Here is a 23,623-nt window from a genome sequence, read left to right on the forward strand (position 1 = left end):
GTGCTCAGGGCCGGCCCTGCCGTGGGGCGGGGTCCGTGCCGCCGCTCGGCAGCTGCTGTCCGAGGTGGCGTTGCAGGTCTATGTGGCGGAACTGGTAGACGGCGCCGACCTGGCGCAGTACGCCTCTTGTTTCGTGCGCGTCCTTGAGGAATGCCAACAGGTCCCGCGGAATGCGCTGTCGAAGCCCCAGGTGCGCCCTGGTCACGGTGAAGGTGCCCCAGGCTGTCACGGTGAGACCTGTTGCGAGGCCGCCGGCGAGGCCGAACAGCGTGCCGAAGAACGCCGCGTCCACGACAGTGCCGGAGGTGAGTCCGTCGTCTTCGCTCAGGCCCAGGAGCGCGGTCCAGGCCGGTACCAGACCCAGGACGGCGGTCAGGATGATCTGCCCGAAGGTGCGGCGGTCCCGTGCGAGGACCGTGGCGGGCCCTACCTCGACGGTGAGGTCCGGGTTCGCGGCCGACAACGCGCCGGTGTAAGCGGCCACAGCTCCGACGCCGCTCCCGATGGTGATCCCGGCTCGGAGCCCGGCCAGTGGCGAATCGAAGAGCCCGACCAGGAGACCAGTCCCGAGCCCCGTCAGCAGGCCGATGCTGAGGCCGGAGGCGAACCCTCGCAGGGACCAGCGCAGACGGACGGCCGGCGCCGCGGGTGGATCCATGAACCCGGCGAGAGTGAAAATGAGGCCGATCGTGCCACCGATCACGGATCCGCCGCGGAGTCCGTCCGGGTATCCGCCGAGCACGACGAAGGGAAGTCCGAACATGGTCCCGGCGGGAAGACCCGCGGCAAGGCCGACGGCACGGCGTCGGGTGCGTGGCGGGAGGGCGTGGTGGAGTTCCCACCAGGCGAGGTCGGGACTGCCCGCGCGGTTGGTTTCGAGGTGCCGGGCGAGGAAGACCAGGGTGCGGTGTGCCCGCTCGGCGCTCCATCGGGCCGGTTCCCGGTCGGTGGCGGCGTACGCTGCGGGAATGAAGGCATCGAAGAGATGACCAAGGACTGCGGCTCGGGTCGGGAAGGCCGTGGTGTCGCACAGCCGGCCCGGGTCGGGCGGAGGGGCGGCATGGTTCGCCGGTCCCGGACGCGGGTTGTAGATGGTGCGGGCCAGGAACAGTCCCAGAGGGGTGCTCAGGGCCTGCCCGACAGGCGTGTCCCCGCCCAGCAGTTCCGCCACCCCGCTCCAGCGTTCGGCGGCTGCGGTATGAGCTCCTCCGGCGTCCCGCCTCAGGTAGGCGGCCGCCTCCGCCTGTTCGAGCGGGAGCAGTTGGATTCCGGCGGCACCGTTCAGCCGGACGATGATGCCGCCGCGAGTCAGCGCCGAACGGTATTGCGGGGTCCGGCTCGCGAGAACCATCGGCTGTTCGAGCGGTAGGGCCCGGTTGACCGCGTCCAGGGCCGGGGCCTGCAGCGCTGGGGGAATCTCGTCGAATCCGTCCAGGATGGGCAATACCAGACGGTGTTCCAGCAACGCCTGAGCGAGGTCGGCCGGACGACGACTGGAGGGAGCACTGGCCCAGGGGACGGTCAGGCCGGGGTGGTTCTGCCGGAGTTGCTCGGCCATCCAGGCGTCCAGTTCCTGCAGGTCTGGATTCCAGGAGGCGAGGGAGAACAGCACCGGTACGGGGTCGTGCGGAGTCCGCCGGTCGATGAGGTCGGCCAGCAGGCGCAGGAGAAGCACCGTCTTGCCCGCGCCGGGGCTACCCAGCACCAGGAGGCGGCGCGTGGGGACGCGCCGGGAGAAGACATCACCGATCTCGGCGCCGTTCCCCGCCAGCACGTCCGGACCCGTGGGCCGGTCGGCGAGATCGGACGGCGGACACCCGGGCAGGGAAAGGGCGATGTCAGTCAGCAGGCCCCAGTCCTCGATGAGATCGATGTCCGCCGCACGCCATGCCACCGGCAACGGGTACGGATCATTGATCCGGCGGATCCTCGCCTCGGCGTCCCACTGGATCTTCACCGCCTCGGCCAAGTGGTCGGCGACCGTTCCCAGATCCGTGGCCCGCGACGCGTCGGCGCGGTCGTGCAGGAACGCCTTCCAGGCCAGATAGGCCGGAGGCACGGTGATCAGCAGTGTCACCGCCGTCCCGGGCGTGTCCAGCCCGTAGCGCTGGGAGAGCGCCAAAGCCCCGCCCGCGCACAACACCGTCAGCAGCACATACCAGCGGCCCACGACTCCCGGCCCTGGCGGACTCCCCCCACGTCTCCTGGCTGCCATATTGCTGTGACCAGTGGGGCTCAGGTAAGGGGGCGGCCGTCGTGCCGGTACACCCCGTCGTCCTTCAGCACGGTCATCACCGCGTACTCGGACTCGGCGGCGAACCGCTCCTCGGCCTCGGTCTTCTGCTTCCTCAGTCCCTCATACGGGTCGAACTCGTCCACGCCGGCGCCCCTCTCGCTGCCTTACCCCCGCCGGTCGGCGGCGGTCTTCGGTACAACGACCCGCCCGCACTGCGGATGCGGCGGTCAAACGCGTCGTAGAGGCGAATCCACGGGGCCGACATCACGCTGAAGTCGCTGTATCAGTCACCGCGAAGAGTCGAGAGGCTGAGCCGAATGCCGGCGCGACCCTACACCAGCAACTCCGGTTCGCAGTACCAGACTTGATGGATCGTCGTGAAGCGGCGACCAGTGTCAGTGCGGCGGGATACCGTCCTCACCACGCTGAGGTGAGGGGAGAAACATGCCGAGGAATGCCCGGGCCGAGCAGCTGCGCGAGTACGGCCGGTCCGTGCTGGCGGGGGCCCGCTCGAAGCAAGTCCTGCGCATGGCCCGGCAGGTGAACGCCGCGTCCTACACGAGCGCGCGAGAGTACGCCGGCCGCTCGCTCTTCGAGCTGCTGCAGAACGGCTACGACGCGCATCCGAGGGACCGCCGCGACGGACGGATCCACGTCCTGCTGGACGAGGCGGAGGGCGAATGGGGGACGTTGTACGTCGCCAACGGCGGCACACCCTTCACCTGGCGGAACGTCGAGCGCGTCTGCGAGCTCGCGCAGAGTTCGAAGGACGTCGGCGAGGGCATCGGGAACAAGGGCGTCGGGTTCCGCAGCATCCTGTTGATCAGCGACTCGCCCGAGGTTTACAGCGCGGACCCCGACGGTCCGCTCGGCCCGGAACTGGACGGGTACTGCTTTCGCTTCGCGCAGAGGGCCGACGTGGAGGAGTTCCTCGCCGGTGAGGACAACGCCCACGAAGTGGCCGCCACGTATCCACCGCTCCAGGCACCCCTGCCGCTGGACGATGTGCCCGCGACCTGTCGGCAGCTCGCCGCCGAGGGGTATGTGACCGTCGTCCGGCTGCCCTTGCTGAGCGAGGCCGCCCGGGCCGAGGTCCGGCTGCGGATGCGCGAGCTCGCGGGGGCGAAGGTACCCGTGATGCTGTTCCTCGACCGGCTCGCCGGCCTGACGCTGGAACGGCGGGCCACCGGTGACGAGGCGGGCGAGCGGCACGAGCTGACCCGCTGGGAGGAGCCCTTCGCGGCGCAGGACGGGGCCGGGCACGAGTTTCCCGTCTCCTTCGCGACCGTGCGCCTGGGGGCGTCCGGCACCTTTCTCGTGGCCCGGGGCACCGTGGAGAAGGAACGGCTGAACAGCACGCTCGCCGAGGCCGTCGGTGCCAGGTTGCTCGACGACACGTGGCAGGAGTGGAAGCGGCCCGCTGTCGTCGAGGTCGCGCTCCCGCTGCCCGTCCCACGGCGACCGCGACGCGGGCAGATCTACACCTTCCTGCCGATGGGCGGGGACCAGGCCGCGCCGTTTCCGGGGCACATGAACGCCCCGTTCTTCACCGACTTCGACCGCACCGGGCTCCCCTTCGACAACCCCCTCAACGTGCTGCTGCTCGACGCGGTCGCCGAAACATGTCTGGTGGCCGCCGCGGTACTGCGTGGCGTGCCCGATCCGTCCATGCGGCAGCTGTCCGTGGACCTGGTGAGCTGGGAGAGCGAGAAGGGCTCGCCCGAGCGGCTCCGCGCGGCGGCCCTGCGCGTGCACGGGAGTGAACTCGCCGAGGTGCCGCTCGTGCCCGTCCTCGCCTCGGACGGCGCGCCGCCCGAGGCGGCTTGGGCACCGCCGCGGGACGCGGTCCTGTGGCCGGACCTCGACCTGGCCGTCCTCACGGCACACCGCGCGCACGAGGCCGGGATCGTGGTGGCGGACCCCGGGACCGGCGGCGACCGGCTGAAGCGGCTGGCCACCCTGTGCAAGGCCCTCGCGTGCCCGTGGGAGCCGGGCCCGGAGAACCTCGCCGAGTACGTGGAACGGATCGCCCAGGGCCTTCCCCTCCCCCGGCCCGGTGAACCCCCCGAGCAGTGGAGCGCGCTGTACGTGGACCTGGCCGCCCTCTTCGAGGAAGACGGACGCGTTCTGCGCGGCAGGCGGTTGCTGCTCGCGGAGGACTGCGCACTGCGGCACACCAACCATCCCCCCGGCAGCGCAGGTACGGGCACGAGTACACGTGCACAGGGCAAGCGGAGCGGTCAGGCTGCCCGCCGCGAGGCGTTCTTCCAGCCGGAGCGTACGGAGACGGACCAGACCGAGCCCCCGTCCGTTCCCGCCCTGCTCCGCAAGCGGTTGTTCTACCTGCACCCGGGGCTGGTCTGGAAGGACCGCGGCGAGCGTACGCGCGGGCGGGCCGCCCGCGCCTTCCTCGAACAGGAGGAGCTCGTCCGGCCGTACGACACGAGGGGCCTGCTGGACCACGTACGGCAGGCGCTCAGCGCGAGCACCGATCTGCGGCTGCGGCTCCAGGCCCTGCGGTTCGTCTTCCGGCTGTGGGAGCCGCAGCGGTCGCTGGGCGGGACGGATGTCTCCTCGCTCGGACTGTACGTACCGTCGGCGGACGGCCGGCTGATCAGGGCGAGCGACGCCGTCTTCGGCCGGGGCTGGGGCCGCGCGTCCGCCGGTGATGACCTGGCGGTGGTGGTCGCCGCCGGGCAGGACGTGTCGAAAAGCCTCAAGGCGATCGCCGGGCGCCTCCTCGCCGCGCCCGAGGAGTTCGCCAAGCGGAGCGAGACCGAGGAGTGGCGGGCGTTCCTGCTGGCGGCCGGGGTGGCGGACGGGCTGGTCCCGGTCAGCTCCGCCGACTCCTGGAGCCGGGTGGAGCAAGGCCGGGAGCTCAGCGCCGGGCGGCTGGTCCGCATGGCCAAGGTCTCTGCCGAGGTGCGGGAGCAGTGGGAGCCGTACGTCCGCTGGCCCGGTGTCTACTACCCCCGGACGCCGTACCGGGGAACCCCCGCCTGGCGGCTCCCCGGCCAGGATGTCGTCGGACGACTCGGGCAGGAGGCCCGGCTGGCGTACGCACGGCTGGTCCTGCACGGCCTGGCCGACTGGGAGGACACGACGTTCGACAGCGTCTGGACCAGTGCCGGCAGCCAGAGTCCTCCGGACAGGGAACGGGTCCCGACCCCGCTCGGCGCCTTCGTCCGGGGGCAGCCGTGGCTCCCGGTGCGGGGCCGCGACCGGGCCGTCCGGTTCGTCCGGCCGGCCGACGCCTGGCACTGTCCGCCCGGGCTGGAGGAGGAGCCCTCGTACGCGCCGACCGTCGACCATCGGCTGCGCCACCTTCTGGAACGCGGGAAGGCGGGCGACCGCCTGCGGGAGATGCGGCTGCCGACGTGGGACGACCCGCGGGACAGCGGCCGCCTCGTCGCCGCGCTGGGACGGCTCGCGGCGCAGGGCGCGCTGGGGGCCGAGGACCGGCCGGCCGCGCAGCGCGCCAACGAACGCGCCTGGAGACACCTCGTACGGCGTCCCCGTCCCGCACTGCCCGTAGGCGCCAGTGTGCTCGCCGAGGCCGGGGACCAGTTGATCAGCGTACCGCTGTCCGCCCTGGGCGGCGGGGAGAGCGGTGAGAACGGTGATGCCCGGACCGTGCTCTACGTCAGCGGTGAACGTGACAGTCTGACGGCCCTGCTGGTACGGGAGATGGGGCGCCCCCTGCTCATCCTTCCCGGTGTTTCGGCGGGGGCCGCCGCGCTGCTGGCGGCCGGGCACCCCGCGGGCGTCCGGCACACCGACGACCTGGAGTTCACGGTGACCGTGGACGGCGCACAGGTGGATGCCGCGACTATGGGAGAGCCACTGGTCCAGCAGTTGCCCTGGCTCACGCTGGCGGTGTGCGTTCTCTGCGACCACCTGGCGCGCGGCCCCCGCGCGAGCGAGGCCGAGCTGAGCGAGCTGACGTCCCTGGTCCGGGGCATACGACTGCACCGCTACCGCTCCTGGGACATCGAGCTCGACGGCCGGCCCGTGACGCTGCCGGGCCGCCTCGGCGGAGTGCTGCCGCTGCCCGATCCGAAGCATCCGCTGGTCCTCGCCCCGGCAGGCGAGCCGGGCTGGCCGGAGACCACCCGTATCGTGGTGGCCATCGCCGAGCTGCTGGGTCGGCGGGAGTTCGGTGACCGGCTGCGCCTCGCCGCCCATCAACTCGCCTCCCGCCACGCCGACCTGCTCGACCCGGGCCACGAGGATCTCGCCGACGCCCTGGAAGTCACGGTCCGCCAGGTCGAGGAGACGAGCCGTCGGATCGACGGTGCCATCGGCGCGGTCCTGGAACGCTGCCGGCCCTTCCTCGTCCACCTGCTCGGCACACAGACGGCGAACTCGCTGCTCCTGCCGCCGCCCGGCGACACCCGGGAGTTCCAGGCTCGTCTCGAGGAGTACGCCGCCGAGCTCCCGGTCCCTGTCTCCGAGTTCATCGCCAGAGCCCGCGTGGCCCGCGGTACGGACGAACTGCGGCGCGACCTGGGCATCGGCTTCGCCGAGTTGAACGGCACCCTGCGCGCGATGGGTCTGGAACCGGTCGACCACGCCCGCGAGCACGAGGAAGCCCTCCGCGCCTACCTCGACCTGCGGAGGAAGGAACTCGTCAATCGGCTGCGCCGGGCCTTCCTGGAGGACTTCGACGCCCGCCGTCCGATGCCCGGCTGGCCCTCGGTCCGGGCCCTGGACTGGATCACCGCGCCAGAGGCATGGGCGGAGAGCGTGGACACGGCCGACACGGGGATGCTGGAAGCGCACGTGGAGGAGCAGCTGGCGCTGCGCCTGGGCCGCCCGGTTCCGTTGCCCGGAGCGGGCGAGCGCCTGCCCGCCCCCGACCAGGTACGCGGCGCGAACCTCCGCACCATCACCGGCCTGGCCACCGACCTGGTGGTCCTGGTCAGAGCGGCCGGACACCCGTTGCCCGCGGCCCTGACCGGAGCCCAGCCCGCCGAGGAGGTCACCGCGCGGCTGGAGGCCGCGGGCGCCCTGGACTTCCGCCTCCTGTCACCCACCGATGTCGTCGGCTGGCTGGCGGCCCTCGGCCAGTGGCCCGACGGGATGGCGGTGGCGACGGACCCCGAACAGCACGGTCTGTCCGAGGCCGACGTGGACCGGGTGCGCAACGCGGCGGACCACGAGCGCCGCGAACGGGAGCGCAAACGGCAGTCGATCTCCGTCGGAGGCCGCGACTTCTACGTGCCCTCCGGCGACTTCACCGCCCTCACCCACGAACTCGACCAGATCCTGCGGAGCGGCTCCGCACCAGGCATCACCGCCGCCGGGCCGCTACGCTTCACCGACCCCCGCCCCCAGAACACCCAGAACGGGCGCGCCCGGACCACCGGCCGCACGCGCGGGTACGGCGGCGGCACGGACAACAAACTGACCACGGCCCAGCGGGAGGCCATCGGATACGTCGGCGAGTGGTACGCCTACCAGTGGCTGTGCGCTCGATACCCAGACCGCGTGGACGAGACGTGCTGGGTGTCGAGCAACCGCCGCAAGGCGTTCCCCGGCCCGTCCGGCGACGACGGCCTCGGCTTCGACTTCCGGGTCGGCTCCGGCAGCCGGCCCTACCTGTACGAGGTGAAGGCGACCGGGAGTGAAGGCGGCCGCTTCGACCTGGGAGAGAGCGAGGTCCGCGCGGCCCGCCAGCACGCGGGCAACGAGCGCTGGCGCCTCCTGGTGGTCACCCACGTCCTGACCCCTCGTAAGACGGCCGTCCAGATGCTCCCCAACCCCTACGGGAAGCGCGGCCGGGGCCGCTACCGCGAGGAGGGCGGGGCGCTGCGCTTCTCGTACACGCTCTGACCCCTTGGCGTGCACCCCCAGCACGAGAGGAGCCGGGATTGTCCGGGGCCGCGCCGGACGGCCGGGCTGGGCATCTCGGCCAGGAAGCGGCGACACCGAACTACACACGAAAGCCGCGAAGGGCGACTGGACACACGGATGAGTGGCGTACCCGGACGTCCCACGGCTTCAGCACCGCTGTAGCGTTGTCCGCAAGCGATCAGGGGGATTCAGTGACGAGGTCCTTGCACTTCAGCTGGGAACCGAGTGGCTACGGCTGGGCGACGTGCAGGATCTGGGACGGCTCGACGAAGCACCGGGACAGCGTCAGCTACTGCACAAACGCGCTCGCCGACTTGTTGGAAGGCGTGACGGGCCTCTACGGGCCGCATGGCACCCAGCGGTTCTCGTTCGACCTCGAACCGGCAGAGGCGCGGTGGATTCTTCGTCGCCGAAACAGCGACGTGCACAACCAACGGGGCCTCACGGCGCAGACAAAAGCTGAGCCAAAACCGCCTCTTGCGCGCAGAGCCAGCCATCGGTGGGGGCCGGTCCTTCGTGCCGTCTGGCGGGTTGACAGCTCTGGGCGGTGAAGAGGGATTCCTGACATCGCTGCCCGGCGTCGGCGCCAGAACCGCCACAGTTCTCCTGGTCACCGTCGGCGACGGCACCAGCTCCCCCACCGCCGCCCCCCTGGCCTCCTACGCCGGCCTCACCCTCTCGGCCTGGCCCGGCAGCGCGTCACCGTCCTGTCCGCCATGCTCCGAGACAGAACCTTCCAGGAATCACGCCACCCCGGGGCAGAGGCACCCCCGCGAAACCTGAACCACCCCACGGCACGTGTGGAGCCGCTGCGAAGGTGGGGGTGTGAACTCGGCTTTCAGACCTCCACCGCACTGCCTCCCGCGACCCGTGCCGACCACCCCGCGCGGAAAATCCCGTGCACCGGCCCCGCATCCGGTGTCATCGTGTGGCGCATGGCAGGTATCGAGGTGCTTCTGATCGGCGGCCGGTCCGGCGTGGGCAAGACCACGGTCGCCATGGAGGCGTCCGTCCTCCTACGGGACGCCGGCGTCGCCCACTGCCTCGTCGAGGGCGATCTCCTCGACCACGTCCACCCCGCGCCCCCGGACGATCCCTTCCGCTCCGGCATCACCCGGCGCAACCTCGCCGCCCTGTGGGCCAACTACGCAGACCTGGGCATGCGACGCCTGATCTACACCAACACCGTCAGCATCCTCGAACCGGACCTGATCCGGCAGGCCGTCTCCCCCGCCGCCCCGCCGAGGATCGTCAACGTCCTGCTCACCGCCACCGACGCGACAGCGCGCCAACGCCTCGGCGGGCGGGAACGCGGCTCCGAGCTCGATGTCCACCTGCGCCGCAGCGCCGCCGCCGCGCAGCGTCTGGAAGCGGAGGCTCCGCCGGGAACGGTACGCGTTCCCACCGACCAGCGCACCGTTCGCGCCATCGCCCAGGACGTCGTGGCCGTCACGGGCTGGTCCCGCTGAGCGGCCGGCCGGACCGGGCCCGGCGGTGAGCCCAGGGTCCCTCTTCCCCGGCGCCTCGCCGGCTCCTCGTACTCGTACGCCCGCACGGGCGCCGGTGTCATCGCCTCGGCCCGGCGGCCCACCGCGAACCCCGCCCGACGCGCCCGGCGGGCTCGGCGCGACCGGCCGCCGCCCCGGCCCGGCACCGGCAGGGGGTGCTTCGTCCGTCCTCAGCACCCACCGCTGGTCCAGGGAACCGTCGTCGCGCTGGACGACGCCGACCCCCGTGACCCCACGGCCGCGCTCCGGTGCCAGGGCCAGGCCGGGGTGGCGGCGGAGCAGGATCTCACCGTGGAGTGTGACGTCGTAGGAGACCTCCCCGGGCGGTACCGCGCAGCCGGCCAGCGCGACGGTTCCCGTGCCGGGGTCGGCGGTGAGACAGAGGGCGGGGTCGGCGGCGCTGCGCAGAAGGCCGTCGTCCTGGTAGGTCCACTGCTGGGAGCCGGCCGCCGAGCACGGTGCGAGCCGGACGCCCGCGCCCGCCGCCACCCGCTCCCCGCGTACGTCCAGGCAGCGCCCGGAGGCCAGGCCGCGCAAGGTGCCGTGGACGGTCTCGGCGGGGTCACCGAAGGAGGCTGCGGCGTGTGCGCCGGCGCCTCCCGGGCGCGGGGAGTCCACGACGGGTGCGGCCCAGGTGGCGGCGGGGGCGGGGACACCGTTGTCATCGGACCGGCTCCTGGCCGACAGGACGGTGACGAGCAGCGCGAGTGAGGCGAGCCCGGCACCGATGGCCATGGTCCTGCGGCGGCGGCCGGCGGAGCGCCCGCCTCGGGAGGCGGTCGCCCGGGTCCACCGGAGATGACGGTTCTGGCGGCTACGACGGTCACGTATGGACGACCGGTCCTCCCGGGTGGCGCGGGCCGGTCGGGAGTCGACGTAACGGCGGGCGCCCCAGCCGAGCACACTCTCGGCGAGGAGCAGGGGCAGACCGGCGTCGAAGTCGCCGAGCTGCCCGGCGGCGTACCGGCAGTGCGGGCAGACCGTCAGATGCCGGCGCACTTCCGGCAGCAGGGGGCCGCCGCGGCGCAGGGGGATGTCCAGGAGCCGGTTGTGGAAGCGGCATTCCTCGGTGGGCGCGAGTTCCCGGTGAGCGCGTACACAAAGGGCGCGGAATTGCTCGCGCGCCTGCTCCAGGGCGGCCGTCGCGGTGACCGTGTCGAGACCCAGCAGACCAGCGGGTATGTTTATGGGTTCGGCCTCGACCTCGGTATGCCACAGAAGGCATTGCGCGACCCCGGGAAGCGACCGGAACGCGTGGGCGGCGAGCCGTCTGCTTTCCGGTGGGCCGGGCTTTGTCGCGCGCAGTCCGCGACCGCCGGTGGTTTTGCGCAATTCCGGCAGGGCGGCACAGGCGGCGGCGTCCGCCGCCCAGGCGCGGACCGTGTCGCGGACGGCGACGAGCAGCCGCGGCCGCAGGGCGCCCCCGGTCGCATCGGCCACATCGGCCACGCCGGTCGCGCGAGGCACGCCGGCGCGGCCGGGCACTCCAGTTCCCCCGGCCATGCCGGCAGCGCCGCTCCCGCCGCTCGCCGCACCCGCGAACACCTGCTGGAAGGCCGCGGCGGCGACGAGTTGGGCGGTGGGACCGGCGGTGGCCAGACAGACCACGGCATGGTCGAGGGTGGCCCGCCAGTGCCGGGCGAGCAGCAGCGCGACGGCGTGGTGGCGGCCGTCGGCGTCCGGCCCGCCGAGCCGGGCGAGGAGGGCGGTGTCGGCCTCGCCGGCGAGGCCGGGCAGGGATGGGTGGGGCGGGCATGGGGGGTGAGGGGGCTGCACGGAAACATGTCCTTTCCAGCCGCAGGACCGCATGCGCGCGGGCGTCCTGTGGGAAACGGTGCCTGTCGGTGCATACGTGCATACCTAAAGGGCCGGCCGGACGTCGGCGTCCTCCTTTGCCCTCCCGCGGGGAGGCTCACCTTGGCACAGGCGACTCACAGGAAACAAGAAGTCGGAATACCCCGGCGGTGAAGTCGGCCCTTCCCGTAATAGTTACCGCTGGTATCTCCGGACGGCGTTCGACAGGGCGGCCGACCTCTCGGCGAAAAGGCCGGATGGCGGGCCAAATGTCCAGTACCGGTATTCGCAGGCCCAATACCGGATATTCGTGCGGTCCGGTCCGGCGCACGGCCCCGCCGACATCCGGTCAAACCATGGCCGACGCACCGCTGTACCCTTCCTCCGCCCGGCACCGTGCGTGATGCTCTGCTCACTGGGGGAGAGCAATGGTTCCCGCAACCCACGGAGGAGCAGACCATGCCGCTCGGAAGGATCGCCGTCTACAACGACGCGGACGGCGTGGGCATCATCACCGACGAGGACGGTGAGAGGCGCCCTTTCTCCTGCATGGAGACACAGACGACCCGCGAGGGTCAGCGGGTCGCCTTCGAGGTGATCGGCGCGAAGGCGACCAACGTGGTAGCCATCCGGTGACGCCGCCCCGGCCGCCGGCGCCCCGCCCCGGTGTCGACGGGGCGGGGTGCGGTGTCGTCCGGGCCGGCGCGGGTTACTTCGCCCCGCCGGACGGCCGGAGCGTCCACACGACGCTCATCTCACCGGTCACCGCGCCGTCCGCGCGCCGTATCTCGACCGACACGGGGAACTCCGGGCGCTGTCCGGCGTCGAGTTCGGCGACGACCTCGGCGGCCGGGCGGCCCAGCGTCGCGGTCGCGGTGACGGCGCCCATGGCCAGCTTCCTGTAGGCGATCTCGGCCCGCACGGCGAGCGGCACGGCACGCGAGAGCTGGTCCCCGAAGGCGGCCAGCACGATGGCGCCGCTGGCCGACTCCCCGAGGGTGAACATCGCACCGGCGTGCGGGCCGCCCACGTGGTTGTGGTAGGCGCCCTGGTCCGGCAGGGACACCACGGCCTTGTCGGCCGTGGTCTCCAGGAACTCCAGGTTCAGGGTCCGGGCCATGGGCACGGTGGCGGCGAGCATCTCGCCGATCGACATCTGGTCTGCGCTCATGGCCGTCATGTTACTCACGAGTAGCAGGGGCTGGCCAGAGAAGCGCACTAGGGTTACCGGCCATGTGGCCAGATCAGCAGCCGCCAGGGGGCGCGCAGAACCCGCAGCACGATCCGCGGCAGAACCCGTACCAGCAGCCGGGACACCCGCAGCCGAACGCGTACCGACAGCCCGGACCCCAACAGCAGCACCAGCAGCCGGGTCCGTACGGACAGCAGCCTCCCGGCACGCCGTACGGACAGCAGCCCCCCGGCGCCCCGTACGCACCACAGGCCCCGGGCTCCCCGTACGGGCAACAGCCGCAGGCCGGTCAGCAGGCGCAGCCGCCACAGCAGCCGCAAGGTCCGTACGCCCCCCAGCAGCCGCCGAACGGCCCGTACGCGCAGCCGCAGACCGTCCCGTACGGGCAGCCGCCGCAGTGGGGACAGCCGTCCGCGCCCGAGCCCCCGCGCGATGGCGGCCGTACGAAGCTGGTCGCCGTCGTCGCGGCCACGGCCGTCGTGGTCACCGCGGCCGTCACCGGCTTCCTGGTGCTGGGCGGTTCCGAGGACGACGAGGCGGCCGACGGCAAGGACGCACGGACGACCACGAGCCCGTCGCCGGCCGCCACCCCGCCCACCTCACCCGCCTCGCCGGCCCCGACCGACAACCCGCGCTCCGGCGAGACCCTGAAGCCGACGGTCGCGGGCTGGAAAGTGGTGGTCAACCCCAAGTACGGCACGGCCTTCGACGTACCGGCCGACTGGGACGTGAAGCGGACCGGCGTCTTCACCTTCTTCGAGGACAAACAGAAGGGCGACGGCTCGGCGTACATCGGCTTCTCCGGCGTGTCGTCCCTCAAGCCCAGCTACTGCGTCTCCGACGACGACAAGGACGGCAGGGAGGAGACGTCGTCGCTGGCCGCGGCCGGCACCAAGGGCGAGATGGGAGCCAAGGACACCGCGAGCATCGCCCGGGGCACCTCGGCCGCCTTCGCGTTCGGCGGGTACACGGACCAGTCGGCGGCGGCCGAGAAGTACCTGCACGTCGGCGAGGCGAAGTCCTTCACGACCGCGTCGGGCGTCACCGGCAGCGTCGCCACGTCGTACGTCAGCGGTGTGCCGAAGAAGAACAAGTGCGACACCGACGGCAAGGCGGTCACGTTCGCCTTCAAGAACTCCTCGGGCAACTTCGTGTCGTGGTCGCTGTACGGCGCGAAGGGCGTCAAGGAGGAGCTGCCGGACGCGACCATCGACAAGGTCCTCGCCACGGTACGGCTGCACGGCGACCCGACCGTGGAGTGACCGCGCCCGACCGCACCGGTCACGCCGACCGCAGTCACCCGGCCCCGGCGGCGCCCTGGTCACCGCCGCCGCGCCCGTCTCAGCCGATGCCGAACGCCCCGTCGGGAGGCTCGGGCGAGGGTACGGCGTCGGCGTCCTCCACCGGCCGCGCCGACCCGGTGAACCGCCGTACCGCGGCCCCGTGTTCGACGCGTGCCGGGAAGGCGTCCGCCGCGGTGCGCCGGGCCAGCGCGGCCGTGTCCAGGGGCCGGTGGGAGGCCGCGACCACCACGTTGCCGAACCGCCGTCCGCGCAGCACCGCGGGCTCGGCGACCAGCGCGACCTCCTCGAACACGGCCGCCAGCGTGGCCAGTTGGGAGCGCAGGAAGCCGAACGGAGCGGCGTCGGCGAGATTGGCCAGGTAGACCCCGTCCGGGCGCAGCACCCGCTCGGCCGTGCGGACGTAGGCCAGCGTGGTGAGGTGGGCGGGCACCCGGGAACCGCCGAACACGTCGGCGATCAGCACGTCGGCCAGGTCGTCCGGCGCGGCCCGGAGCCAGTCCCGGGCGTCGGCCGCGTGCAGCGCGATGCCCGAGCCGGCCGGCAGCGGCAGTTGCTCGGTGACCAGTTCCAGCAGCCCCCGGTCCGCCTCGACGACGTCCTGCCGGGAGCCGGGGCGGGTCGCGGCCACATACCTCGGCAGGGTCAGCGCGCCCCCGCCGAGGTGCACCACGTCCAGCGCCCGCCCGGTCCCGGCCACGGTGTCCAGCACATGCCCCAGCCGCCGCGCGTACTCGAACTCCAGGTAGGCCGGGTCGTCCAGGTCCACGTACGACTGCGGGGCCCCGTCGACCGTGAGCAGCCAGGCCCGCTCCCGGTCGACGTCGGGCATCAGCCGGGCGGTGCCGTGGTCGGTGGTCCGGGAGACGGGTATCGATTCGTTCACCCGGCCATTGTGGGTCCCGCGGCCGTACATCACCGCACGTCCCCGCCGTACCGGGCCGTTGTCGCGTCCGCCCGGTACGGCGGGGGAGTTCGGTTCATACGGCGATCACACATGTGCGTCGGTTAGTGTCTGCGGATGCTCGATGCCAACCGCTCTGGCACCGCCCCGGCCTCTCTCCCGGCTGCCACACCCACTCCCCCGGCCGCCACGCCCTCCCTCCTGGCGGCCGCGCCCGGGCCGGCCCTCACCCCGGCCGGCCCCGGTGCCGCGGCCGTGCCCGTGCCTCCGCGCGCCGGGTGGGCCGCGCGCTGCACACGGCTGCTGCTGTCTCCCTACGCCCGGCTGTCCCTGCTGCTCGCGCTGCTGGCGGGCGGGGCTGCGGGGGTGCTGGTGTGCGAGCCGCAACGGCTGCTGACGCACGGCTGGCCGCCTCAGCTCGGCGGGGCCGCGGCCGCCCTGGTGTTCGCGGCGGCGTACGGGCTGTGCACCGTGGTGTTCGTGCCCCGCCCTTTGCTGAACCTGGCCGCGGGCGCGATGTTCGGCTCCCAGGTGGGGCTGGCGACGGCGCTCGCGGGAACGGTGCTCGGTGCCGGGGTGGCGTTCGGGCTGGGCCGGGCGCTCGGGCAGGACGCGCTGCGCCCGCTGCTGCGGGGCCGCTGGCTGAACGCGGCCGACGGCCAGCTCAGCCGGCACGGGTTCCGGTCCATGCTGGCCCTCCGGCTGTTCCCGGGCGTGCCGTTCTGGGCGGCGAACTACTGCGCGGCCGTCTCACGCATGGGCCCGCTGCCGTTCCTGCTGGCCACCGCCCTCGGTTCGATCCCCAACACGGCCGCCTACGCGGTCGCCGGCGCCCGCGCCTCGGCGCCGACCTCTCCCGCCTTCCTGATCGCGATGGCCTGCGTCGCCGTACCGGCCCTGGCGGGCACGGTGGTCGCCTGGCGCAAGCGGCACCGGCTGCGCGCCGGGTGAACCGCCGCGTCCGTCCGAAGCGTCGTCCGGGGAGGGGTGTCCGATGTGGTCCAGCGTCATCGCCGTGGCCGGCACGCTGCTCGGTGGCGCGCTGACCGGGCTGCTCCAGCTGCGGCGCGAGCGGGCCGCCCGCGACGAGCGCCGGGCGGAGGCGCTGCGCGTGGCGCTGGGCGAGCTGGTGGCGGCCCTGGGTGACCACCGGCGGGCCCTGTGGCACCGCGAGGAGCTGGTGCTGAGCGGCGCGAGCCAGGAGGCCGTCGACGCGGCCCGGGCACAGTCCCGTGCCACCCGCTCCGCGGTGACCTCCCCGCTGGTCGCGGTCTGCGTCCTCGAACCGGCCCTCACCGGTCCGGCCCGCCAGGCGGCCCTGGCCGCGTTCGCCCTCCGCGAGGCGCCCGACCGGGCCGGGCTGGCCGCCCGCCGGGAGGCCGCGATCGCGGCGACGGACGACCTGGTCGCCGCGGCGGGCCGGGTGATGGCCCCGTGAGCGGGAGCGGGAGCGGGTTCCGACGGCCGGGGCGAGGACGCGGCGACCGGGGCGTGGATGCACTACAGCTTGCAGGGTCGGGAAGTAGGGTTGGGAAAACAAACCCTCCCCTAGACTGATTTCATGGCCGCTACGAAGGACCCGCGCCCCTGCTCGATCGCCGACGCCCTCGCCCTGGTCGGCGAGAAGTACTCCCTGCTCGTCCTGCGCGAGGTGTGCCTGGGCAACGGCCGCTTCGACCAGCTCGTGCGCAACATCGGCGCACCGCGCGACATCCTGGCCGCCCGGCTGCGCCGGCTCGTGGAGGCCGGCATCCTCACCAAGCGCCTGTACAGCGAGCGCCCTCGGCGCTTCGAGTACCGGGCCACGCGGGCCGGGCTGGAGCTGGAGCCGGTACTGACGACCCTCAGGGAGTGGGGCGACCGCCACCTGCGTCAGGACACCGACCTGCCCATGGTCGTCGAGCACAGCTGCGGCAGCCGGCTGGTGTCGGTGGTCACCTGCCAGGCCTGCGGCGGGGCCGTACGCCACGAGGACCTGACCGCGCGCCCGCAGGCCCCGGGCTGGACCCTCTCGGGGCCGGCGAGCGCGTGAGACCGCCGGGGCCGGCGGAGCCGGGGGCCGTCAGAAGTACTCGACCAGGTCCGTGAAGCGGTCCACCTGGAGCAGCCGGTCGGTGGTCTCGGGGAACGGGTGGTGTTCCAGCACCCAGGTGTCGGGGTGCGGTACGTACACCGCGCCCAGCCCGGCGGCGAGCGCCGGCACGATGTCGGACTTCGGGGAGTTGCCGATCATCCACGTCCGCACGGTGTCGGCCTTCAGGTCCTCCACCACCGTGGAGTACGTCTCGACCGTCTTCTCCGGCACGATGACGATCCGCTCGAACAGCGGCCCCAGCCGCGAGCGTTCCACCTTCGCCGCCTGCTCCTCGTGGTCGCCCTTGGTCAGCAGCACCAGGCGGTGCCGGGTGCGCAGACCGGCCAGCGTCTCCTCCACGCCCGCGATCAGCACCGGCTCCTGGCGCAGGATGCGCTCGCCCAGCTCGGCGATCGCCTTGCCGTGGTCGTCGGTCGCCCGCACCTCGTGCACCCGCTCGTAACAGTCGTGCAGGCTGCGCACGAAACTCCTCGCGCCATAGCCGTACACCTGGCAGTTCTCCCGCTCGACGTCGTCCAGGACCTGCCGCAGTTCCGCCCGCGAGAGCGATTCATGAGCGAGCAGGTCGAGGAACTCCTCGATCGCCCGCTCGAAGTAGATGTTGTTCTCCCACAACGTGTCGTCCCCGTCTACGAGAAGACACTGATCGACCCTCACGAAGACCTCCCGGCCGCGTCGCCAAAACCCTCGGGCGCGTCCCATTACACCAGTTGCGACCATGGGCGGGTCATGCCGATTTCACCCGTGAGGCGGTTCCTTGACGACGGTGACGCCGCGTCCCCGTGCCCTGCTGCAAGCTGCCGCCGTCGGCGGCGGTGTCGCGTGGTCGCCCCGAGGGTCCGGCACCCGTCGTGCGCGGCCCCTCTTGCCGGGTAGCCGGTCGGGCCCGCTACCCTTCCTTCGTCACATGATCACCTCTTCTCCTTTCAGCACTTGGACGCCATACCTTCATGTCTTGGTTTGAATCCCTCGTCCTCGGACTCGTCCAAGGGCTGACCGAGTTCCTGCCCGTCTCCTCCAGCGCGCACCTGCGGCTGACCGCCGCGTTCTCCGGCTGGGCGGACCCGGGCGCGGCCTTCACGGCGATCACCCAGATCGGCACCGAGACCGCGGTGCTCATCTACTTCCGCAAGGACATCGGCCGGATCATCGTGTCCTGGTTCCGCTCGCTGTTCGACAAGTCGATGCGCCGGAACCACGACGCGCAGATGGGCTGGCTGGTGATCGTCGGCTCGATCCCCATCGGCCTGCTGGGTGTGACACTGAAGGACCAGATCGAGGGGCCGTTCCGCGATCTGCGGATCACCGCGACGATGCTCCTCGTCGTCGGCGTGGTCATCGGCATCGCCGACCGGATGGCGGCCCGCGACGAGACGGGCCGCCGGCACCGGGCGCCCAAGCAGCGCAAGACACTGGAGAACCTGGGCGTCAAGGACGGCCTGATCTTCGGACTCTGCCAGGCCTGCGCGCTCATCCCCGGCGTCTCCCGCTCCGGCGCGACCATCAGCGGCGGCCTGTTCATGGGCTACAAGCGGGAGGCCGCGGCCCGCTACTCCTTCCTGCTCGCCATCCCGGCCGTGCTCGCCTCCGGCGCCTTCGAGGTGAAGGACTCGCTGGGCGAGGGCCATGTGGACTGGGGGCCCACCCTGTTCGCGACGGTGATCGCGTTCGCCTCGGGGTACGCGGTCATCGCGTGGTTCATGAAGTGGATCTCCAACAAGAGCTTCATGCCGTTCGTCTGGTACCGCGTCGCCCTCGGTGTGGTCATCATTGTGCTGGTCAGCGCGGGTGTACTGAGTCCGCATGCGGCCGAGTCGGCGGGGTGACGCACGGATGACGTCGAGGTCTCCCGCTATCGGGATCTCCCGTTAGCTCGCGGAAACTCGCGGCGCCTCCCGGCCGGATTCCTTGATCGTCTCCCAGTCGCCTCCCCTCTCCCACCCGGAGACGATGTCGCACCTGGAGCCGGGACAGCCGGGCCTAGGGCAGGGTACGTTGTTTCGCGTTTCCGGCATTTGCGATCACTCCTGTCTTGTCGGTTCCACAGAACCGGCACCTGATGCGGTCCAGCCGAGAGAGGCGCCCCTTGGCGTCGTACTGGTAGTCGTCTCGCACGGACCCCCGGCAGCCGTTCGTGGCGCACGGCGCGGCCCCGGAGAGATGCCCGTAGGGGCTGGAACGGACGGTCCCGGTGTTGCACTCCAGACACGGGAAGGGATGTAGTCCCCCGTCGTTGACGACGTACGCGATCATCTCCGGCAGATGACAGTTCGGGCAGATAGCAGCCACGTGATCCTCCGATAGAAGCCACACGGGTGGCGCATCGCCAACGACTGTTCACCGGGCGCGGTCACTTTGCCTGCTGGGGCCTGTCGCGCTGCTTCACGCCGCCGCGGTACCGCGCGGGGTACGTCTGCCGCGGGACCGGGCCGCAGGCTCGCACGTGGACGTGCAGCGTGGGGCCCTCCGGGCAGAGGTCGTGGTCGTCCACGCACTGCTCGCACGCGCTGCGGTGCCGGAGCAGGGCGTCCATGGCCTGCTTCTGTGCGCACGGCCGGCACGCCCGCTCCGTGCATAACTACCGGCGCCCGTCCCGGACGGCCGCACACAAAAGCAGGGTGCGATTGGTCATCACGCGGAAAGGAATCCGGGCCCGAGGCGCGTTTTCGGACATCGTGCCCCCTGCCGTGACCCGCCCGTGACCTGCGTACCGGCCGGACGGCCGGCGGCAGCGCGCGGATGACCGAGCGGCACCGATGACCAACGCGTTACCGTCTGCGTAGCCAGGCGGTAGCGCAGGGTCAGTGCTTGGGCCTAGGCTGTGCCGCATGTCCCCCGATTCCCCGCCCCCTGGTTCCGCGCGCTCCGCCGCCGAGCTGAACGAGCGGATCAGAGCGCTGTGGCTGCGCGCGGGCGGCACCCTGTCGGCCCAGGAGCGCGCGGAGTACGAGCTGTTGGTGATCCAGTGGGCCGCCGCCGTCCGCGGCCGGATCATCGAGGCGGCCTGAGGCGGCGACCGCGGAAGGACCCCGAGTGGACCTACGCCCGCAGGTGTGCGAGCACCTCGTCGGCCACCGGGTACGGCCGCTCCCCGGGCAGCAGCGCGCTCGCCCGCTCCGTCTCGCCCGCCCGTACCAGCGCGTGGATCTCCCCGGCCAGCGGGGTGACGTCCTCTATGCCGACGATCCACTCGTCCGCGTACCGGGCCGCCGCCTCCCCGGCGAGGCCGAGCTGCAAGGACCGGTACGGCAGCGGGTTGTGACGCAGGTCCCGCTCCGGGTCCCACTGCACCCGGGCCGGGCTGCGCGCCAGCTCCCGCTTCCAGGCGGCCCGGTCGGGGTGCAGGGCGGGCGCGTAGTGGGACAGGCAGGCGTGGCGCAGGGCCCACTCGAAGCCCTCCCGCGTGATCTCCACGGCGAGGACGGTCTCCTGGTTGTCCTTGGTGCCCCAGCCGCAGCGGTACATCATCCACAGGAACGACGGCTTGACCCAGGTCATCCGGTCCCGTTTCCAGTCGGCCGGGAAGCGTCCGGTGCGGGCGGCGGCCCGGCCGATCCCCGGGTGGTAGGCCTGGTAGACGGTGACCGTGGTGTCCGTGTGCCGGGCACGGATGCGGAACTTCGGTTCCGTTTCGACGGTTTGTGCGCTCACGGGGACAGGTTCGGCCGCCGCTGCGGTCCCGCACCACCGAATATTCACCCCGCAAGCCTCTTGGCTCCGCGTCCGCCGTACCCAACACTGTGGCGATGACGCAGCGTGCGGAGTTCGCGACCGTGAGGGACCGGCTGGCCGTGGAGGACCTGGTCACCGCGTACGCGGTGGCGCTGGACGACGGCGACTGGGCGGCGTACCACGGGCTGTTCACGGCGGACGGGCGGGCCGACTACCGTTCGGCGGGCGGCATCGAGGGCGACGCGGGGCGGGTCGCCGCCTGGCTCGCCGAGAGCCTGGCCCGGTTCGCCATGCGGCAGCACCTGATCGTCAACCGGCAGGTGCGCTTCGGGGTCCTGGAGCACGACACCGGTGACACCGCCCGGTTGCGCGCCGACTACCTCAACCCCATGCGCCTGGCCGGCACCGCCGGTTCCGCCGCCCCGGACCTGGTGTGCGGCGGCCGGTACGACTTCGGGCTGCTGCGCACAGCGGACGGCTGGCGCCTGCGCGAGGTCGTCGTCCAGGAGAAGTGGCGCCGCCTGCCGGCCGGACCGCCCGGCACGCCGTGACGGCCGGCCGTCCGCGGCCACGAGCGCCCGTTCCGCCCGGCCGCCGCACGCGCACGCCCGCGAGGCCCCCGCGCACACTGGAGGCATCGGCTGGGTAGGGAGGCTCCCTATGAGGACGATCGACCGCTGGCTGACCTCCCCTTGGCGCCGTTCGGCCGCCGCCGCCCTGTGCGGCGCGCTGCCCGTGCTCGCGTTTCCGGCCCCCTCCCTGTGGTGGTGGGCGTACGTCGCCCTGGTGCCGTGGCTGCTGCTGGCCCGGTCGGCGCCGACCGGGCGGCGGGCCGCGTACGACGGCTGGTGCGGCGGCTTCGGCTTCCTGCTGGCCGTGCACCACTGGCTGCTGCCGAACCTGCACGTGTTCATCTTCCTGATAGCCGCGCTGCTGGGCGTGCTGTGGCTGCCGTGGGGCTGGCTGGTGCGCCGGCTGCTGGGCGGGCCCGCGTCGGCGGGCCGGGGTGCCGTCGCGCTGCTGGTGCTGCCGTCGGCCTGGCTGGCGGTGGAGCTGGTGCGGTCCTGGCAGGGGCTCGGCGGGCCGTGGGGCATGCTGGGCGCCAGCCAGTGGCAGGTGGCTCCGGCGCTGCGGCTGGCCTCGGTCGGCGGGGTGTGGCTGCTGAGCTTCCTGGTGGTGGCCGTCAACGTGGCGGCGGCCGTGCTGATATCGGTGCCCGCCTCCCGGGTGCCGGCCGTCGCCTCGCTGGCCGCGACGGCCGCCGTGGCCTCCGCCGGGTGGGTGTGGGCGCCGCGCCCGGAGGTGGACGGGCGGGCCCGGATCGCCGTCGTACAGCCGGGCGTCGTCGCCGGGCGGGACAGCGCCGAGCGGCGGTTCGACCTGGAGGAGCGGCTGACCCGGCGGCTCGCCGGGCAGGACGTCGACCTGGTGGTGTGGGGCGAGTCCAGCGTCGGCTTCGACCTGGACGACCGGCCCGACCTGACCCGGCGGCTGGCCGCGCTGTCCCGGGCCACCGGCGCCGATGTGCTGGTGAACGTGGACGCCCGCCGCTCCGACCGGCCCGGCATCTACAAGAGCGCGGTGCTGGTCGGCCCGGACGGCCCGACCGGCGACCGGTACGACAAGATGCGGCTGGTGCCGTTCGGCGAGTACATACCGGCCCGTTCGCTGCTCGGCTGGGCCACCTCGGTGGGCCGGGCCGCCGGCGAGGACCGGCACCGCGGCACCCGGCAGACCGTGCCGGACGTCGGGCACGGTCTGCGGATCGGCCCGCTGATCTGCTTCGAGACCGCGTTCCCGGACCTGGGCCGGCACCTCGCCGACGACGGCGCGGACGTCCTCCTCGGCCAGTCCTCGACCTCCACGTTCCAGCACAGCTGGGCGCCGGAGCAGCACGCCTCGCTGGCCGCGCTGCGCGCCGCCGAGACCGGCCGCCCGATGGTGCACGCCACCCTCACCGGCGTCTCGGCGGTCTACGGCCCGGACGGGCGCCGCCTCGGCCCGTGGCTCGGCACCGGAACGAGCACCGCGCGGGTCTACGACGTACCGCTCGCGCACGGTGTCACGCCGTACGTCCGCCACGGCGACTGGCCGGCGCACGGCGCGCTGCTGGTGCTGGGCGTGCTGGGGGTGGCCGAGGGGGTGCGGGCGGTCAGGACGCGCCGTGGCGGTCCCGCACCTCTCGTACCACCCGCTCGCACAGCTCATGGGTCGCCAGCGCGTCACGGGCGCTGAGCACCCGTCCGTCCCGTACGGCGTCGAGGAAGGCGAGGGCCACCTGCTCGATGCCGCGCTGGCGGGGCACCGGCACCCAGTCGCCGCGCCGGCGCACGGTGGGCTGCCCCTTGTGGTCGATCACCTCGGCGAGGTTGACCACCTGGCGCTTGGTGTCCTGCCCGGACACCTCCAGGAGCTCCTCGTTCGAGCCGCTGAGCCGGTTCATCACGCCGAGCGCGGTGAAGCCGTCGCCGGCGAGCTGGAGCACCACGTGGTGGAGCAGCCCGGCCTCGACGCGGGCGCGCACCGTCACGTCGTCGACCGGGCCGGGCACCAGGAAGCGCAGGGTGTCGACGACGTGGATGAAGTCGTCCAGGATCATCGAGCGGGGTTCCTCGGGCAGCCCGGTCCGGTTCTTCTGCATGAGGATCAGCTCGCGGGGGTGGTCCAGGCACTGGGCGTAGCCGGGTGCGTGGCGGCGGTTGAAGCCGACGGCCAGCGAGACGCCACGCCGTTCGGCGAGGGCGACCAGCCGTTCGGAGTCGGCGAGTTCGTAGGCGAGCGGCTTGTCCACGTACGTCGGGACGCCGGCCTCCAGCAGCCGGGTGACGATCTCGGGGTGGACGGCGGTGGGCGCGTGCACGAAGGCCGCGTCGAGGCCGGAGTCGAGCAGCGAGTCCAGGGTGGTGTGCCGCCGGTCGCGCGGCAGGTGCAGGCTGTCCCCGACCCGTTCCAGGGTGGCGGGGGTGCGGGTCTGGAGGTGCAGGTCGACTCCCGGCTGGGTGCCGAGCACCGGCAGATAGGCCTTCTGCGCGATGTCCCCGAGTCCGATACAGCCGACCTTCACG

19 protein-coding genes and 2 pseudogenes are annotated in these 23,623 nt (G+C 72.6%); 12 read left to right on the top strand and 9 right to left on the bottom strand.

All coding sequences use genetic code 11. The features are described from left to right. Positions 1–4: 4 nt before the first annotated feature. Entirely contained in the window at positions 5–2,170 is a 2,166-nt protein-coding gene (locus tag Srubr_RS04060) for an NACHT domain-containing protein (RefSeq protein WP_189998553.1), read from the bottom strand. A 65-nt stretch (positions 2,171–2,235) separates the two neighbouring features. Further along, the gene (locus tag Srubr_RS04065) at positions 2,236–2,379 is read right to left on the bottom strand and encodes a hypothetical protein (protein WP_189998554.1); all 144 of its coding nucleotides are present in this window, start codon (positions 2,377–2,379) and stop codon (positions 2,236–2,238) included. A 301-nt stretch (positions 2,380–2,680) separates the two neighbouring features. On the opposite strand from Srubr_RS04065, the gene Srubr_RS04070 reads away from it, so the two are divergent. The 3 genes and pseudogenes from Srubr_RS04070 to Srubr_RS40220 all read left to right on the top strand — a co-directional run bounded on the left by Srubr_RS04070 (position 2,681) and on the right by Srubr_RS40220 (position 9,561). Next, positions 2,681–8,071 (top strand): sacsin N-terminal ATP-binding-like domain-containing protein, encoded by a 5,391-nt coding sequence (locus Srubr_RS04070; protein ID WP_189998556.1) that lies wholly within the window; start codon positions 2,681–2,683, stop codon positions 8,069–8,071. A gap of 582 nt (positions 8,072–8,653) precedes the next feature. Continuing rightward, positions 8,654–8,764, top strand: a pseudogene (locus Srubr_RS04075) (transposase); the annotation flags it as partial. A 263-nt stretch (positions 8,765–9,027) separates the two neighbouring features. After that, the gene (locus Srubr_RS40220; RefSeq protein ID WP_229926942.1) at positions 9,028–9,561 is read left to right on the top strand and encodes a DEAD/DEAH box helicase family protein; all 534 of its coding nucleotides are present in this window, start codon (positions 9,028–9,030) and stop codon (positions 9,559–9,561) included. A gap of 228 nt (positions 9,562–9,789) precedes the next feature. On the opposite strand, the pseudogene Srubr_RS41570 reads toward Srubr_RS40220, so the two are convergent. Further along, positions 9,790–11,409 (bottom strand): annotated as a pseudogene (locus Srubr_RS41570) (RICIN domain-containing protein); the annotation flags it as partial. A gap of 444 nt (positions 11,410–11,853) precedes the next feature. Between Srubr_RS41570 and Srubr_RS04085 the strand changes: the two are divergent. Continuing rightward, positions 11,854–12,030, top strand: a complete 177-nt coding sequence (locus tag Srubr_RS04085; RefSeq protein ID WP_167345716.1) for a S1 domain-containing protein — start codon at positions 11,854–11,856, stop codon at positions 12,028–12,030. A gap of 73 nt (positions 12,031–12,103) precedes the next feature. On the opposite strand, the gene Srubr_RS04090 is transcribed toward Srubr_RS04085, so the two are convergent. Beyond that, positions 12,104–12,574: a DUF4442 domain-containing protein gene (locus Srubr_RS04090; RefSeq protein WP_229926943.1), complete on the bottom strand. Its 471-nt coding sequence runs from the start codon at positions 12,572–12,574 to the stop codon at positions 12,104–12,106. Positions 12,575–12,627: 53 nt separating this feature from the next. Here Srubr_RS04090 and Srubr_RS04095 point away from each other — a divergent pair, with 53 nt between their 5' ends. Further along, a complete protein-coding gene (locus tag Srubr_RS04095; protein WP_189998557.1) occupies positions 12,628–13,848 on the top strand; it encodes a hypothetical protein in 1,221 nt (406 codons plus the stop codon). Between the two features lie 79 nt (positions 13,849–13,927). Here Srubr_RS04095 and Srubr_RS04100 read toward each other — a convergent pair whose 3' ends face one another. Next, positions 13,928–14,773, bottom strand: a complete 846-nt coding sequence (locus Srubr_RS04100; RefSeq protein WP_189998559.1) for a spermidine synthase — start codon at positions 14,771–14,773, stop codon at positions 13,928–13,930. Between the two features lie 135 nt (positions 14,774–14,908). Between Srubr_RS04100 and Srubr_RS04105 the strand changes: the two genes are divergently transcribed. The 3 genes from Srubr_RS04105 to Srubr_RS04115 all read left to right on the top strand — a co-directional run bounded on the left by Srubr_RS04105 (position 14,909) and on the right by Srubr_RS04115 (position 16,823). Further along, positions 14,909–15,742 (top strand): TVP38/TMEM64 family protein, encoded by an 834-nt coding sequence (locus Srubr_RS04105; protein ID WP_229926938.1) that lies wholly within the window; start codon positions 14,909–14,911, stop codon positions 15,740–15,742. A gap of 43 nt (positions 15,743–15,785) precedes the next feature. Beyond that, positions 15,786–16,229, top strand: coding sequence for a protein kilB (locus Srubr_RS04110; protein ID WP_189998560.1), 444 nt, complete (start codon positions 15,786–15,788; stop codon positions 16,227–16,229). Positions 16,230–16,352: 123 nt separating this feature from the next. Beyond that, the gene (locus Srubr_RS04115; protein ID WP_189998562.1) at positions 16,353–16,823 is read left to right on the top strand and encodes a winged helix-turn-helix transcriptional regulator; all 471 of its coding nucleotides are present in this window, start codon (positions 16,353–16,355) and stop codon (positions 16,821–16,823) included. Positions 16,824–16,853: 30 nt separating this feature from the next. Here Srubr_RS04115 and Srubr_RS04120 read toward each other — a convergent pair whose 3' ends face one another. Then, positions 16,854–17,543, bottom strand: a complete 690-nt coding sequence (locus Srubr_RS04120) for an HAD family hydrolase (protein ID WP_203854913.1) — start codon at positions 17,541–17,543, stop codon at positions 16,854–16,856. 293 nt (positions 17,544–17,836) lie between these two features. On the opposite strand from Srubr_RS04120, the gene Srubr_RS04125 reads away from it, so the two are divergent. Then, positions 17,837–18,712: an undecaprenyl-diphosphate phosphatase gene (locus Srubr_RS04125; protein WP_189998566.1), complete on the top strand. Its 876-nt coding sequence runs from the start codon at positions 17,837–17,839 to the stop codon at positions 18,710–18,712. Positions 18,713–19,236: 524 nt separating this feature from the next. Here Srubr_RS04125 and Srubr_RS04130 read toward each other — a convergent pair. Further along, on the bottom strand, positions 19,237–19,419 hold the full coding sequence (locus tag Srubr_RS04130; protein WP_189998568.1) for a hypothetical protein: 183 nt from the start codon (positions 19,417–19,419) through the stop codon (positions 19,237–19,239). A 295-nt stretch (positions 19,420–19,714) separates the two neighbouring features. On the opposite strand from Srubr_RS04130, the gene Srubr_RS04135 reads away from it, so the two are divergent. After that, positions 19,715–19,894: a hypothetical protein gene (locus Srubr_RS04135; RefSeq protein WP_189998570.1), complete on the top strand. Its 180-nt coding sequence runs from the start codon at positions 19,715–19,717 to the stop codon at positions 19,892–19,894. A 31-nt stretch (positions 19,895–19,925) separates the two neighbouring features. On the opposite strand, the gene Srubr_RS04140 is transcribed toward Srubr_RS04135, so the two are convergent. Continuing rightward, a complete protein-coding gene (locus Srubr_RS04140) occupies positions 19,926–20,537 on the bottom strand; it encodes a DUF4291 domain-containing protein (RefSeq protein ID WP_189998572.1) in 612 nt (203 codons plus the stop codon). 95 nt (positions 20,538–20,632) lie between these two features. Between Srubr_RS04140 and Srubr_RS04145 the strand changes: the two genes are divergently transcribed. Continuing rightward, positions 20,633–21,109 carry a nuclear transport factor 2 family protein gene (locus tag Srubr_RS04145; protein ID WP_189998574.1) on the top strand — a complete coding sequence of 159 codons (477 nt, stop codon included), beginning with the start codon at positions 20,633–20,635 and terminating at the stop codon, positions 21,107–21,109. Positions 21,110–21,218: 109 nt separating this feature from the next. Beyond that, the gene (lnt, locus tag Srubr_RS04150) at positions 21,219–22,793 is read left to right on the top strand and encodes an apolipoprotein N-acyltransferase (protein ID WP_189998576.1); all 1,575 of its coding nucleotides are present in this window, start codon (positions 21,219–21,221) and stop codon (positions 22,791–22,793) included. Here lnt and Srubr_RS04155 read toward each other — a convergent pair. Further along, positions 22,711–23,622, bottom strand: a complete 912-nt coding sequence (locus Srubr_RS04155) for a Gfo/Idh/MocA family protein (RefSeq protein WP_189998577.1) — start codon at positions 23,620–23,622, stop codon at positions 22,711–22,713. The genes lnt and Srubr_RS04155 overlap by 83 nt on opposite strands. Between the last annotated feature and the right edge of the window lies 1 nt (position 23,623).

Source organism: Streptomyces rubradiris (assembly GCF_016860525.1).
Lineage (GTDB): Bacteria > Actinomycetota > Actinomycetes > Streptomycetales > Streptomycetaceae > Streptomyces > Streptomyces rubradiris.

Excerpts from the sequence above, each read along its gene's own strand:
- Srubr_RS40220 (WP_229926942.1), top strand. The coding sequence starts at position 9,028 with ATGGCAGGTATCGAGGTGCTTCTGATCGGCGGCCGGTCCGGCGTGGGC.
- Srubr_RS04095 (WP_189998557.1), top strand. The coding sequence starts at position 12,628 with ATGTGGCCAGATCAGCAGCCGCCAGGGGGCGCGCAGAACCCGCAGCAC.
- Srubr_RS04110 (WP_189998560.1), top strand. The coding sequence starts at position 15,786 with ATGTGGTCCAGCGTCATCGCCGTGGCCGGCACGCTGCTCGGTGGCGCG.
- Srubr_RS04135 (WP_189998570.1), top strand. The coding sequence starts at position 19,715 with ATGTCCCCCGATTCCCCGCCCCCTGGTTCCGCGCGCTCCGCCGCCGAG.
- Srubr_RS04115 (WP_189998562.1), top strand. The coding sequence starts at position 16,353 with ATGGCCGCTACGAAGGACCCGCGCCCCTGCTCGATCGCCGACGCCCTC.
- lnt (WP_189998576.1), top strand. The coding sequence starts at position 21,219 with ATGAGGACGATCGACCGCTGGCTGACCTCCCCTTGGCGCCGTTCGGCC.
- Srubr_RS04090 (WP_229926943.1), bottom strand. The coding sequence starts at position 12,574 with ATGACGGCCATGAGCGCAGACCAGATGTCGATCGGCGAGATGCTCGCC.
- Srubr_RS04130 (WP_189998568.1), bottom strand. The coding sequence starts at position 19,419 with ATGGACGCCCTGCTCCGGCACCGCAGCGCGTGCGAGCAGTGCGTGGAC.
- Srubr_RS04070 (WP_189998556.1), top strand. The coding sequence starts at position 2,681 with ATGCCGAGGAATGCCCGGGCCGAGCAGCTGCGCGAGTACGGCCGGTCC.
- Srubr_RS04085 (WP_167345716.1), top strand. The coding sequence starts at position 11,854 with ATGCCGCTCGGAAGGATCGCCGTCTACAACGACGCGGACGGCGTGGGC.
- Srubr_RS04125 (WP_189998566.1), top strand. The coding sequence starts at position 17,837 with ATGTCTTGGTTTGAATCCCTCGTCCTCGGACTCGTCCAAGGGCTGACC.
- Srubr_RS04145 (WP_189998574.1), top strand. The coding sequence starts at position 20,633 with ATGACGCAGCGTGCGGAGTTCGCGACCGTGAGGGACCGGCTGGCCGTG.
- Srubr_RS04105 (WP_229926938.1), top strand. The coding sequence starts at position 14,909 with ATGCTCGATGCCAACCGCTCTGGCACCGCCCCGGCCTCTCTCCCGGCT.